This is a genomic window from Actinacidiphila yeochonensis CN732 (assembly GCF_000745345.1).
Lineage (GTDB): Bacteria > Actinomycetota > Actinomycetes > Streptomycetales > Streptomycetaceae > Actinacidiphila > Actinacidiphila yeochonensis.
The window spans coordinates 573,195-586,399 of record NZ_JQNR01000004.1; the positions used below are offsets into that span (position 1 = coordinate 573,195).

At 74.6% G+C, this 13,205-nt stretch carries 11 protein-coding genes and 1 pseudogene; 7 read left to right on the forward strand and 5 right to left on the reverse strand.

The genetic code is table 11. The features are described 5' to 3' along the window. Window positions 1-179 precede the first annotated feature (179 nt). Complete coding sequence (locus BS72_RS09215) at window positions 180-503, reverse strand: AzlD domain-containing protein (RefSeq protein WP_037908565.1); 324 nt, start codon at window positions 501-503, stop codon at window positions 180-182. After that, window positions 500-1,399 (reverse strand): AzlC family ABC transporter permease, encoded by a 900-nt coding sequence (locus BS72_RS09220; protein WP_078901183.1) that lies wholly within the window; start codon window positions 1,397-1,399, stop codon window positions 500-502. Before BS72_RS09220 ends, BS72_RS09215 begins: the two co-directional genes overlap by 4 nt. A gap of 350 nt (window positions 1,400-1,749) precedes the next feature. Between BS72_RS09220 and BS72_RS09225 the strand changes: the two genes are divergently transcribed. The 4 genes and pseudogenes from BS72_RS09225 to alc all read left to right on the forward strand — a co-directional run bounded on the left by BS72_RS09225 (window position 1,750) and on the right by alc (window position 6,327). Beyond that, window positions 1,750-2,277, forward strand: a complete 528-nt coding sequence (locus tag BS72_RS09225; protein ID WP_037908567.1) for a helix-turn-helix domain-containing protein — start codon at window positions 1,750-1,752, stop codon at window positions 2,275-2,277. Between the two features lie 288 nt (window positions 2,278-2,565). Then, complete coding sequence (locus BS72_RS09230) at window positions 2,566-3,339, forward strand: crotonase/enoyl-CoA hydratase family protein (protein WP_037908568.1); 774 nt, start codon at window positions 2,566-2,568, stop codon at window positions 3,337-3,339. A 402-nt stretch (window positions 3,340-3,741) separates the two neighbouring features. Further along, complete coding sequence (locus tag BS72_RS09235) at window positions 3,742-4,659, forward strand: LysR substrate-binding domain-containing protein (RefSeq protein WP_037908571.1); 918 nt, start codon at window positions 3,742-3,744, stop codon at window positions 4,657-4,659. A gap of 430 nt (window positions 4,660-5,089) precedes the next feature. Next, window positions 5,090-6,327 (forward strand): annotated as a pseudogene (gene alc / locus BS72_RS09240) (allantoicase). 200 nt (window positions 6,328-6,527) lie between these two features. Here the strand turns inward: alc and BS72_RS09245 are convergent. Both BS72_RS09245 and BS72_RS09250 read right to left on the reverse strand, forming a co-directional pair. After that, window positions 6,528-6,953, reverse strand: a complete 426-nt coding sequence (locus BS72_RS09245) for an ankyrin repeat domain-containing protein (protein ID WP_037908573.1) — start codon at window positions 6,951-6,953, stop codon at window positions 6,528-6,530. A gap of 9 nt (window positions 6,954-6,962) precedes the next feature. Beyond that, a complete protein-coding gene (locus BS72_RS09250) occupies window positions 6,963-7,220 on the reverse strand; it encodes a hypothetical protein (protein WP_037908575.1) in 258 nt (85 codons plus the stop codon). 924 nt (window positions 7,221-8,144) lie between these two features. On the opposite strand from BS72_RS09250, the gene BS72_RS09255 reads away from it, so the two are divergent. Together BS72_RS09255 and BS72_RS09260 are read left to right on the forward strand one after the other, a co-directional pair. Next, window positions 8,145-8,648 carry a YfbM family protein gene (locus tag BS72_RS09255; RefSeq protein ID WP_037908577.1) on the forward strand — a complete coding sequence of 168 codons (504 nt, stop codon included), beginning with the start codon at window positions 8,145-8,147 and terminating at the stop codon, window positions 8,646-8,648. 304 nt (window positions 8,649-8,952) lie between these two features. Further along, on the forward strand, window positions 8,953-11,094 hold the full coding sequence (locus BS72_RS09260) for a DUF5107 domain-containing protein (protein WP_037908580.1): 2,142 nt from the start codon (window positions 8,953-8,955) through the stop codon (window positions 11,092-11,094). Window positions 11,095-11,296: 202 nt separating this feature from the next. On the opposite strand, the gene BS72_RS09265 is transcribed toward BS72_RS09260, so the two are convergent. After that, entirely contained in the window at window positions 11,297-12,277 is a 981-nt protein-coding gene (locus BS72_RS09265) for a ketopantoate reductase family protein (RefSeq protein WP_037908582.1), read from the reverse strand. A 134-nt stretch (window positions 12,278-12,411) separates the two neighbouring features. On the opposite strand from BS72_RS09265, the gene BS72_RS09270 reads away from it, so the two are divergent. Further along, window positions 12,412-12,876 (forward strand): SseB family protein, encoded by a 465-nt coding sequence (locus BS72_RS09270; RefSeq protein ID WP_037908584.1) that lies wholly within the window; start codon window positions 12,412-12,414, stop codon window positions 12,874-12,876. Window positions 12,877-13,205 lie beyond the last annotated feature (329 nt).

Here is a 13,205-nt window from a genome sequence, read left to right on the forward strand (position 1 = left end):
GCGCGGACGACGGGTTCCGCGCGCGCTGGCACTGATGGCCCAGGGTGCGGCGCCCGGTTCGAACGGTGGGCGGGGACTCGCCCCGCCCCTGCGCGGAGCCGGCCCGGCGTCGCCGCGCGACAGCCGAACGAGGGCCCGGCCCGAGGTCGTTGAAGGAGGACGATGGGGCTGGTGGGTCGTCAGGAGACGCCGACGAGCCGGAGTACCGCCGCAGTGGCCGCGGCCGCGACCACCACGACCACGAACGGCGCCCGCCGACAGGCGAGCAGGCCACCCACCGCGACCCCCGCCGTGCGGGCGGGACCCGCGTAGCCGTGCCCCTCCATGAGGCCTGAAGTGGCCACCAGCGCCGCCAGCAGGACCACGACGGCCGTGCCCATGAGGCGTTCGGCCAGGGGCGGCAGCGAGAACCGGGCACGCAGTACCTGTCCGGCGCCCCGGAAGGCGAACGTGCCGACGCCGAGCACGCCGGTGGCGGTGAGGAGTCCCGCGGTGCCGGTCATCGCGTGCCCCTCTCGGTGCCGGCCGACCCGTGCGGGGGCCGCGGCAGCTCGTCCCCGCTCCCGCCTGGGGTGCCGGACGGCGGCGCGGTGCCCCGGGCACGGCGCGCGGCAGCGGCTTCCGGGGGCCCGGCCGCGCCCCCGGCGGTGTCCACCGCGTCGTGGGCGGTGCTGCCCTCGTCCGCCAAGGTCTTCGCGGCGGGCGGCGGCTCGTTCCGCGGTACCCCGCGCCCCGCCGCGGCGACGCCGAGCAGGGCGAGGAGGACGGGCAGGCCCGCGGGCAGGAAGGGAGTCGCCGCCAGGGCGACCACGGCCCCGGCCAGCGCCGCGCGCCGAGGTGCCGAACGGTTCAGCGAAGGCAGCAGCAGTGCCAGCAGCACGGCGGGAAAGGCCGCGTCGAGCCCGAAGGCGTCGGTGTCGCCGATGGCCCGGCCGCCGTACGCGCCCGCGACCACCCCCGCGTTCCAGGCCGCGAAGAGCCCGAGTCCGCAGCCCCAGTAGGCGGTTCGGCGCATGGCGGGCGAGGTCTGCGCGAGGGTGAACGCGACCGTCTCGTCGACCATCAGGTGAGTGCCGGCCAGCCGTCGCCAGCCCCCCGAGCCGCGCAGCACGTCTCCCACGGCGAAGCCGAACGGCACGTGCCGCGCGTTGATCAGCAGTCCGGCGGCCACCGCCGCCAGTGGGCTGCCCGCGCTTCCCAGGATGCCGATCACGGCGAACTGCGCCGCGCCGGCGAAGACCACCAGTGACATGAGTACCGGCAGCCACAGCGGTAGGCCGAGCCCCACCGCGATGGCGCCGAAGGACAGGCCGACGAGTGCGTCGGCAGCACACACCAGGCCGATGGAGCGCGCCAGCGCGGATCGCCCGGTCTTCGGGGTTCGCCATATCGAACGCATCGCTGTCTATACTGAACGCACGGAGAGCGTTCGTCAAATAACACGACCGTACGTTTCACCGAACGAACACCTTGTTGTATGGAGGAGTACGCAATGGCACCGTCCGCCCCCCGTACCGGACCTGGCGCGCGCCGGACCCCGGGCGCGACTCCGACCGGTGACCGGTCCGAGGACCAGGAAGGCGACCCGGCCGCGGACCAATCGCCCCGGGCCAAGGACCGACGCGACCCGGCCGCGGACCAGGCTGAACGGGGCGCCGGCCAGCGCGACCGGGCCGGGACCCGGGACCGGACCGCCGGAGGGGAACCAGGCCGGGCCGGTGAGCGCGCCGGCGGCCCCCGCTCGCGGCCATCGCGGCCTCCCTGCAACGCGAACGGCGCCGTGTCGGCCTCTCCCTCGCCGAGGCCGCCCGGCGGGCCGGCATCGCCAAGTCCACGCTCTCCCAGCTCGAATCGGCCACCGGCAACCCCAGCGTGGAGACACTCTGGGCGCTCAGCGTCGCTCTGGACGTTCCCTTCGCCCAACTCGTCGACCCGCCGCGACCGCGCGTACAGGTCATCAGGGCCGGAGAGGGACCGACCTTCACCGCCGAGCACTCCTCGTACGTGGCCACGCTGCTCGCCTCCTGCCCGCCGCACGCGCTCCGCGACATCTACCTGGTCTCCGCCGAACCCGGCAGCGCCCGCGAGTCCGAGCCGCACATGCCGGGCCTGGTGGAACACGTGGTGCTCAGCACCGGCCGCGCACTCGTCGGCCTCACCGGGGACCCGGTCGAACTGCTCCCGGGTGACTACATCAGCTACCCCGGTGACGTCCACCACGTCTTCCGCGCGCTCGAACCGGGTACGTCAGGGGTGTTGCTCTCCGAACACGGCTGATGTCCCCGCACAGCCGATGTCCCCCTAGGGTGGGCCGAGTCGGTCCTGGGACACGAGGGCCGGGCATGCAGGGCCGGTCTCGTCGTCCTACCGGTTGCGGGGGCAGAGCGGTCCGGTCCGGCCGGTCCGGCCGGTCCGTACCGATCCGGCCGGTCCGGCCGGTCCGTGCTGTTCCGGGGCCTTCGGCCCGCGCCGCTCGGCGAGTCGGCAGGCGCGGCCCCAACAGGTCGATGACGCCGCTCTCCTCGCCCGCGCACGCCCCGTTCCGTCGACCTCGTGGAGGCCCCGATGCCCGCACCCGCCGCCGTACGGACCGAGCGCAGCGGTCCGGTCACCACCGTCGTGCTCTCCAGGCCCGAGGTGCGCAACGCCGTCGACGGCCCCACCGCGCGGGCCCTGGCCGACGCCTTCCGCGCCTTCGACGCCGACGACGGTGCCGCCGCGGCGGTGCTCTGGGGCGAGGGCGGCACCTTCTGCTCCGGAGCCGACCTCAAGGCGTTGGGCACCCCCCGCGGCAACCGCTTCGAACCCGACGGAGACGGCCCGATGGGGCCGACCCGCCTGCGGCTGGGCAAGCCGGTGATCGCGGCGGTCAGCGGCCACGCCGTCGCCGGCGGCCTCGAACTCGCCCTCTGGTGTGACCTGCGCGTCGCCGAGGAGGACGCCGTCTTCGGCGTCTTCTGCCGGCGTTGGGGCGTCCCGCTGATCGACGGCGGCACCGTGCGGCTGCCCCGGCTCGTCGGCGCGGGGCGGGCGATGGACCTGGTGCTGACCGGTCGTCCGGTCGGCGCCGACGAGGCACAGGCGATCGGTCTCGCCGACCGGGTGGTACCGACGGGCACCGCGCGCGCCGCCGCCGAGGAACTGGCCGCGAGGATCGCCGCGTTCCCGCAGACCTGCGTACGCCACGACCGGCTCGCCCTCCTGGAGACCGAAGGGCTGCCCGAGACCGACGCCCTCGCCGTCGAGGCCGCCCACGGGCGGGTGTCGATCGCCGAAGCCGCTGCCGGTGCAGCCCGGTTCGCCGCCGGCGACGGCCGCCACGGCGCGTTCCCCGGCTGAACCGCCGGCGCATGCCCTCTTCCCGCTCGCCCTCCTTTCCACATGCCCTCTTTGCCGCGCGCCCTCCTTTTCGCGTGCCCTTCCGCCCTTTCGACGGGGCCGCGCCCGGGAACCCTCAGCTGCGACCCCCGCCGCCTGGCCGGTGCACCCAGGTGACTTCGGCCCGGAGCGTCGGCAGCGCCCAGGGCTCCACGGCGCCGCGCACCAGATCGGCCAGGAACCGGACCGCCCCACCGGTGTAGTGCCACCAGTGGCGATCGCGCGCGGCCCGGGGCCGCAACCGCTGGCGAGGGCGCCCAACCGGTCGCGGTTCGAGGGATCGAACGACCGCACCGGTACCGGCTCCTGTCCGACCGGGGCGGGAGGACCGGTGCCGATCGGACGACTGTTTAGGCTTCCCGCATGAAAGAGTGGGACCTGCGCAAGCTCCAGATCCTCCGCGCGCTGCACGACACCGGAACGGTCACCGCAGCGGCGGCGGCGCTTCGGATGACGCCGTCCGCTGTCTCCCAGCAACTGGCCGCGCTCGCCAAGCAGGTCGGCGCCCCCGTGCTGGAGGCGCGAGGCCGCGGGGTACGGCTCACCGGCGCGGCCCACGTCCTGCTACGGCACGCGGAGATCGTCTTCGCCCAACTGGAGCGCGCCGGAGCCGAACTCGACGGCTACGCCCGGGGTGACGCCGGGCAGGTCAGGGTCGGCACCATCGCCACCGCGATCACCCGGCTGGTCGTCCCAGCCGCGATTCTGCTCCGCAGCGCCGCGCCCGACCTGGACCTCACGGTCCGGGAAGCCGAAGCGGCGGAGGTCTACGAGGAGTTGGCAGCCGGTGAGATCGACGTCGCGGTGTCCCTCGCGGTCGACGCGCCCACCGCCCGCGACCCGCGCTTCGTGCTCTTCCCGCTGCTCGTCGACCCGTTGGACGTGGCGTTGCCCACCGGCCACCCTCTCGCCGACGTCGCCGGGCTGCGGCTGGCCATGCTCGCGCAGGAGCCGTGGATCTTCGGCAGCGGCGGGCCGTGGCGCGACATCACCCTCACCGCCTGCGCCGACGCCGGCTTCGTCCCCGACCAGGCACACGCCGCCACCGACTGGCCGGCCGTCTTCGCCCTCGTCGCGGCGGGCATGGGAATCGCACTCGTGCCCCGGATGGCGGGCGGCCGGTGGTACGAGGTCGTGGTCCGCCCCCTGGAGGCCGACCGGCCGCGGCGCCGCATCGTCGGCGCCGTGCGTGCCGGAACGCAGGACGCCCCACCGCTGCGCCGTGTGCTCGGCGCCCTGCGGCAGGCCGCGGGGATCGAACCGGACGGCGTCTATCTGTGACGGACTGTCTGCGACGGACCGGAGGCGGTCCAAGCCGCCGGGAGTGCGTGCCGGAGCGAGTGCGACCGCGTACAAACGTGTAGTGGAACTGAAGGAAATGTTCAGAATCTTTCGATGGACATGAACGGTGATGCTTCGTCACAGTGGGTGTGTGCCGGCGGACGCTGTGCACGGCGGGTGAAGCGTACGGAGACGTGAGCCGTGAGCGGTGCGGGCCGAAGGCAGGCGCCGGAGAGAGGAAGGGCAGGGGCGAGATGACCAGCGGGGGCTACGAAGCACACCTCGGAGCGGGAGAGACGCGGAGGCCAAGCGCCACGCCGGACGCAGGTGCTCCTGACGCCGGCGCGTCCACCACGGCTGATCCGGCGACGGTCGAACCAGTGGCCATCGATCCGGTAGCGGTTGATCTGGCCGAGCCGGGGCTCGGAGCATGGCATGGATCGGTGCACGCGCCAGTGGCCGCGCCAGTGGCCGCGGCCGCGACCGCGACGGAGACCGGCTCCGGGGCCGGCCCGGGGGCGGAGGGCCCGACCAGCTCGCGGCGCCGTCCACCGCGCTCACCGACTTCACCGGAGACGCGCTTCCGTACGCGGGCGGACACCCGTACGCGGACTATCGCAGGGCGGAGTCCGTGCCCTTCGCCCACCTCACGGACCTGACCGATCGGGGGCTCGGCGCAGCGGTGGTCGAGGCCGGCGACGAGTTCTTCGCCGAGCGGGAGAACCTCCTGCTGCCCGGCCCGGCTGTCTTCGACCCGGAGCGGTTCGGCCACAAGGGCAAGGTGATGGACGGCTGGGAGACACGGCGCCGGCGCGGACCGTCCTCCGACCGCCCCCATCCGGGCGCCGAGGACAACGACTGGGCTCTTGTGCGGCTCGCCGTGCCCGGTGTGGTGCGCGGGATCGTCGTCGACACCGCCCACTTCCGCGGCAACCACCCCGCTCGGTGTCCGTCGAGGCAGCGGTGCTGCCCGGCCACGCGGGCACCGTCGAACTCGCCGACCCCAGCCTGGAATGGACCGTGCTCGTGCCCCGCACCGCCGTCGGAGGCCACGCTGAGAACGCCTTCGCCGTCCATCTGGAGCGACGCTTCACCCACCTGCGGCTACGTCAGTTCCCGGACGGCGGTGTCGCCCGGCTGAGGGCGTACGGGGAGGCCGTGCCAGATCCCCGGTGGCTGTCCGTGCTCGGCACCTTCGACCTGGTCGCGTTGGAGAACGGCGGTACCGTCGAGGACGCCTCCGACCGCTTCTACTCACCACCCGAGCACACCCTCCTGCCCGGCCGTGCCCGGACGATGGACGAGGGCTGGGAGACCCGCCGCCGTAGGGACCAGGGCCACGACTGGATCCGGTACCGGCTGGTGGAGCAGGGAGTGGTCCGAGCGGTGGAGATCGACACCGCCTACCTCAAGGGCAACTCGGCGGGATGGGCGGAGCTGTGGGCTCGCGACGGTTCCGAGGGGGACTGGCGCCCGCTGCTGGAACGGGTCCGTCTCTATCCCGACACCCCGCACCGGTTCCTCATCGACCCGGCGGAGCAGGCCCCGGCCACCCACGTGAGGATCGACATCTTCCCCGACGGAGGCATATCCCGGCTCCGGCTGCACGGCTCGCTGACGCAGACGGGCGCCGCGCGGCTGGCCGCACGGGCCAGGACGCTCGCCTGACGCCTGACGCCTGACGCCTGACGCCTGACGCCTGACGCCTGACGCCTGACGCCTGACGCCTGACGCCTGTGGTCCACTTCTGCGGCGGCCCGTAGAGGGGGAGGCGACAGCGCCACCGGACGGGCGGTTCGCATCGGCCGGCACGGCATGGCGTGTCAGCAGGTACGGCGGAGGGAGGGCTCTGCCGGGGCCCAGCGGGTTCACCGTGTCCCGAAGAGCTCCAGCAGATCCGCCTTGCCGAACACACGGGCCGTGTCAATGGCCGAGGGAGTGCCGGAGGCCGGGTCGGCTCCGGCGTCCACGAGAGCGGTGATCACCTCTTGCTCGCCCTTGAAAACGGCCCCCGCCAGCGGGGTCTGGCCCCGGTCGTTGGCTCGGTCCACCTCCGCGCCCCGCTGGAGCAGGGCTCGGACGGTCTCCGCGTGGCCGTGGTAAGCGGCGAGCATCAGCAGGGTGTCACCCCGGTCGTTGGTGAGGTTGACCGGCACTCCGGCGTCCACGTAGGCGGCCAACCGGTCCGTGTCCCCCTGCCGGGCCAGGTCGAAGACCTGCGCGGCGAGCTGGAGCACCTCGGGGTCGTGGGCAGGCTCGCTGTCGTCGGCGGGTTGGGGTCCGTGGTCCGTCATGCCCCCACCCTAAGCAGGGCAGCGCCCTTCGAAGAAGGAGATCACGACATGCCGCGCCGGACCGTCGCCGACCCGGACGTCCACCGGGACGCACGCCCGGCCGTCCTCGGCGACGAAGAAGGCCCCGAGGAAGGCGGTCGGACCGTCCGGACAGCCGCTGAAGGTCACCGCAGGAGTGGGGGCCCCGTACTCGCCGCTGAACTCCAGCCCGGCGTGTGCCCGCTGCGCGGCGCCCACGGTCACCGTCACCACGGCGTCCGCCCGCACCAGGGCCTCAACGCGATAGTGCCAGCCGCCGCCGTTCCGGATGCCGAAGTCGCTTTGCGTCCCCGTGGCCAGGGCACGCAGGCCAGGCAGGGTCAGCGGTCCGACGGCGATGTCCTCCGGCGGCGAGGCGGGCGACGCGGAGGTGCCACCGGGCGTCCGGGAAGGCGCGGCCGAGGCGGTTCCGCGACCAACGGCGGCGGAGGCAGGACGCGTACGGCGCGCGGATGACGAGGACGGTACCGAGGAGGGAGGAGACGAGGGTGAGGGCGGAGCCGAGAGGGAGGACAGGAACGGCACGTCGGGGGGTGGGGGAGGAGGGGCCGTGGTGGTCGGAGGGTAAGTCGAGCTAGGAGAGGCGGAAATGGACGTACGGGTGGGTGCGGGAGCGATGGCTGTGGGGACGGTGCCCTGGAGCGGGTCGGGCTCGCCGTTGAAGGTGGTGCCGTCGGCGCATCCCAGCGGGCGGGGGCGCTCGATACTGCCGACCGGTGGCGTGGCGGCCGATGAGGGCGCCGCCTTGTCGGACGGGCCGGAGGGCGTGCCGAAGGAGCAGCCGCCGAGCAGAACCACCGTTCCACTGACCGCGCAAGCGAATCGCCATGCTCTTCTTGACATGGGCATCACTCCTCGGTCAGGACGGTACGTCCTCGTCCCGGCCGCGAACAGCCGTCCCCGTGCCGCATTGACTCCCTTTCCGGACACACCGGCCGCAGCCTTCGGTCCCCTCCGGGGCTGCCGTCCCCGAGGTTGCCGTCTTCCGTACTCCGGCTCCTCCTCGGCCGGTCGGCGCGGGCAGCCACGATGGACGCGGCCTCCGACATCCCCGGGAGCGGGTGGGAAGGCGGAGCGATTCAGGCTTCTGAGAGAGGGGGAGTGCCGCCCCCGGGTGCGGCACTGTCAGTGCCGCCTCCTACGCTCCGGCCCATGAGCATGATCGGTGAGTACGTACGCCTGACCCCGGCCGAACTCGAACGGGCCGTCAAGGACCCGGAATGGGCGCAGGACTTCGTCGACGAGTTGGTCGAGTCGGAGCTGGAGGAGAGCCCCGACGCTTCGGCGGCGCGCTGCCACGACACCGACAAGGCATGGCACGCCCTCGACTTCCTGCTCGGCCGTCTGGCCTTCCCGGTCGACATCGTCCACGGTGAGGAGGTACTGCCCGGCGCGGAGGACTGGGGCTACGGCCCGCCCCGCTACCTCACCCCGGAGCGGGTGCGGCTCGCCGCGGAGAAGCTGACCGCTATGACCCCCGAGGACCTGGTCGACGGGGTTACCCCCGACGACCTGGCGCAGGCCGACGTCTACCCGCGCATCATCTGGGAGCGCGGTGAGTCGCTGGACTACGTGGCCGAGCACTTCCGGGACCTGCTGCCCTTCTTCGAGGCGGGCGCCCGGGATGGGCATGCCATGCTGCTCTGGCTGGACTGAGCCGTCGACGGAGGCGGCGGGCTGCTCTCCCCTTAGCCCCGAGGCTCCTGCCCGGTGCCCGGTGCCCGGTGCCCGGTGCCCGCCCCGGGCGGCCCGAGGCCGCCCAGGTCGCCCGAGGTGGACGGCCGGCGTCCCGGCCGCGGCCCCGGTCCCGGGGCCGCCGGAGGGCGCGGGCGTACGCCAGCACGCGGTATCCGTCGAAGCCGCGGCCCGGACGCTCTGGTCAGCGGCCGCCGGAAGAGGTTCCATGGTCGACACACGGCCACCGTGGGGACGGCGGCCACCCTCGGTGGATGAGGTGCCCTTGCCAACGACCGTACGACGTACCGCTGTGACCCTGCCGAGCGCTCCGCTGGGCCCGGAGAACCCCCTGCCCGCGCTGCACCCACGGGCGGAGGTCCACCAGGTCGAGCCGGGTGGGAGAGCGGGGTTGCCGGCCGACATGGCACGGCAGTTGGGGTACGCCACGCTGCGATCAGTCCTGCCCGTTCGCGTGCTCGACGGCTACGGTCGCGACCGCGCCCCGGCTGATCTGGACGCGCTGGTCCTGGAGAACGACCGGCTGCGCGCCACCGTGCTGCCCGGGTTGGGCGGCAGGCTGTACTCGCTGTTCCACAAGCCGACCGGCCGCGAGCTGCTCTACCGCAACCCGGTCTTCCAGCCGGCGGACTTCGCGCTGGCCGGGGCCTGGTTCTCCGGCGGCGTGGAGTGGAACTCCGGCGCCACCGGCCACGCCGCGTACACCTGCGCGCCTGTCCACGCCGCCCGGGTGACCGCCCCCGACGGCGGTCCGATGCTGCGGCTGTGGGAGTGGGAGCGGCTGCGCGACCTGCCGTTCCAGGTGGACCTGTGGCTGCCCGACGGCTCCGACTTCCTGCTGGTCGGGGTCAGGGTCCGCAACCCGCACCCGCGTACCGTCCCGGCGTACTGGTGGTCCAACACCGCCGTGCCCGAGACCCCCGGCACGCGGGTGCTGGCTCCCGCCGAGGCCGCCTGGCACTTCGACTACCGGCAGGAGCTCGGCCGTGTCCCGATGCCGGTCCCCGAGGCCCCGCCCCGGACGGAGTCCGGCGTCCCGGCCACGGCGCCGGGCAGCGCCGACGTCAGTTATCCCGCCCGCCGCGAGCACGCCGCCGACTACTTCTTCGACGTGCCCGACGGCGAGCGGCGCTGGATCGCCGCCCTCGACAGCGACGGCCGCGGGCTCGCGCAGACCTCGACCGACACCCTGCGCGGCCGCAAGCTCTTCCTGTGGGGCGCCGGCCGCGCCGGCCGCGGCGGCCGCCGCTGGCAGGAGTGGCTGACCGAACCCGGCACCGGCGGCTACCTGGAGATCCAGGCCGGCCTGGCCCGCACCCAGTTGGAGCACGTACCGCTACCGCCCGAGGCCGAGTTCTGCTGGCTGGAGGCGTACGGCCCGCTCGACGCCGACCCGTCGGCGGTCCACGGGGACGACTGGGCGGCCGCCCGCGGCGAGGCCGCGCGCCGTCTGGAGGAGGTCCTGCCGCGTCAGGCGGTCGACGACGCCTTCACCCGCTGGCGCGAGCGGGCCGCCGACGCCGAACCGGAGGAGGTGCTCGCGGTCGGCACCGGCTGGGGCGCGCTGGAGGTCGAACGGGGCCGGTTCGCTCTGCCGGGCACCCCGTTCCCGGCGGCCACCCTCGGCCCGGAGCAGAAGCCGTGGCTGGAACTGCTGGTCGCCGGGGTGGTACCGCGTCCGGCCCCGGGACAGGCACCCGGAGCCGCACCGGTCGGCCCGCAGTGGCGGGAGCTGCTGGAGGCCGCCGACACCTTCCCCGGCAACGCCTGGTACCGGGACCTCCAGTTGGGTGTCGCCCAGTGGGCCGCGGGCGACCGGGCCCAGGCCGTCCGCAGCTGGGAACGGTCGCTCGCGGACCGCCGCACCCCCTGGGCGCTGCGGGCCCTGGCGGTCGCCGAGTCGGTGGCGGGGGAGAGGGCACGCGCCGCGGAACGGTACATCGAGGCTTTCGACAGCCTCACCGTCGACGCCCCGCCCACGGTCCCCGAGCCCGGTGTCCCGGAGGGCGCCGCCGCCCGCACAGCGCATCGGGCGCTCGTCCTGGAGGCAGCGGCGGCGCTGCTCGACGCCGGGCGCCCCGCCGACGCCCGGCGGCTCCTGGACCACCCGGCGCCCGGCGGGAGCACCCCGCCGGACAGCGGCCGGTTCCAGCTGCTGCGGGCCCGTACCGCCCTCGCGCTCGGCGACGCCGCCCGTGCCCGGCGGTACTTCGACGACGGCTTCGTGGTGGCCGACCTGCGGGAGGGCGACGAGAGCCTGAGCGACACCTGGTGGGCCGTCGCCGAGGCGCTGACCGCCGAGGGCGGCCCCGTCGACGACTCCGTACGCGCCCGAGCCCGCCGCGAGCACCCGCTGCCGGCCGCGTACGACTTCCGGATGCGGCCCGAGGACCCGGCCGGTCCCTGACGGCACCGCGGTGACGGCCCCGGCAGCCTCGGCGCGGGGCCGTCACCGCGGAAGCCCGGCACCGCCCCCGAGCGCCAGTTCGGCCGCCATCCGTTGGCGGCGGCCTTCGGACCGGCGCTGGACCGGGTGTCGGACCGGGCGCTGGACCGGGTGTCGGACCGGGCGCTGGACCGGGTGTCGGACCGGGCGGGGGCGGAGAGCGTCAACGTGCTGCCGCGAGCAGGTCGGCCCGCTCCCGCGGCGTCAGCGCGCCTGCCGGGCGCCGTTCGCGGGCGAGGCGGTTGGCGGCGCGCTGAAGCGCCTCGTTGACCGGCGTGGCCACCCCGAACCGGCGCCCGAGGAGCACGATCTCGCCGTTGAGGTAGTCCGCCTCGACGGAGCCGGTGGCTCGTGCGAGGCTCTGCCAGGAGGAACTCCGGCCGCCCGACGTCCCGTCCGGTGCCGTCCGCGGCTGCACCTTCGTGCCGCGCACCCGCCGCTGCTCCTCGTCGCCGACGTACGTGACGCCCGCCGCGGCCAGCACCGACCGGCCCTCGGCCAGGGCGAGCGCGGCCAGGGCGCCCAGCTCGGGGTCGCCGTCGGGGCCGCTGACCGCGTCCACGGCGTTGCCCAGGTTCGTCAGCAGCTTGGCGTACTTCCACGCCATCACCTCGTCCGTCACGGGTGCCTCGAACCCGGACGCCTCCAGGCAGCCCGCGATCCGCCGGACCCGGCCGTCCGTCCCCGACGGGTAGCGGCCCACCGTGAGGATGCCGGTCAACGGCGCGTTGCGCGCCCGTACCACCCCCGGCTCCAGGAAGGACGACGGCAGCCACACGCACATCCCGTACACGTCGCTGAACCGCCGCAGCGCGAGCCGCTCGTTCTCCACGCCGTTCTGCGCGCACACCAGCGCCGGACGGTCGCCGAAGCCCTCCCACGCGGCCAGCGCGGCGGGCGTGTCCTGGGTCTTCGTGGCCAGCACGAGCACGTCGTCGGGGCCGGGCCGGAGCTCGCCGGGGCCGGCCACGGCGGGCACCGCGAGCTGTGCCGTCCGGTCGGCGAGCTCCAGCCGCAGCCCGGACGTCCGCAGCGCCTCCAGATGGGCGCCGCGCGCGACGAGGACCACGTCGTGCCCGCTGTCGAAGAGCCTGCCGCCTATCGTCCCGCCCACGGCGCCCGCGCCGATGATGATGAATCGCATCCGCCGACCCTCGCACACCGCCGCTCGCCCACCGGCGCATGGGCCGCCGCAGGAGGGGTACGCGCGGTTCAGCGCACAAGCCACCGCAAGTGAGGCCCCCGCAAGCGCAGACGCCGCGAGAGGAAGCCACGACGATGTCCGACCTCAACCCGAACGGCGCGCTGCCCCCGGCGCAACGCGCCCTGCACGAGATCGCGCACGGCAACGAGAACGTGATCGCTCTGAGCACCCTGGCCGTCAGCGAGGTGCTGCTGCCCGTGCCCGGCGCCGAGGCGCAGCCCGAAGGACAGCCCGAGGTGCCCACCGAGGGTGCCGACGGCGCTGCCGCCACCGGCGCGCCCGACCCGGCGCGCGAGATCCAGCTGCCGGTCTACGAGCAGGACGACGGCCGGCAGCTGGTGCCGGTCTTCACCTCCGAGACCCGGATGGCCGACGCACTCCCGGCCACCCGCCGCTACCGGCTGGTGCAACTCGCCGTCCTCAGCGGAGCCTGGCCTTCGGACGACCTGATCCTGTCCATCGACACCGGCAACGAGGATTCGCTGAGCATCTCCGGCGAGGGGGTGCGCGCCCTGGCGGGCCTGGTCGGCGGCAACTGACCCGGCGCCGCCCGCCGAGCCCGCCGGCTGACCCCGTCCGGTCACCCCGGACGACCGGCCCGCGTGACCACTCCCCGGCGACCGATCCGTAGTCCGCTCCGTCCGGCCGACCCGGTCGGCCGCCCAGGCAGGCTTCTCCGGCCGTCACCTGGCCGGGTCAGCGCGTGCGCACCGGCACATCCGTACGGAAAGGAGCCGGCACCTCGTCCCCCAGTGGGCCGAGGTGCCGGCTCCTTCCACCTGCGTCCACGAGGCTGCCCGCCTCCGCCGGTCGTTCGCCCCGCCCAGCTGCCGAGCCGGCCCCTGCCCCTCCTGCCTGGCTCGCCCCT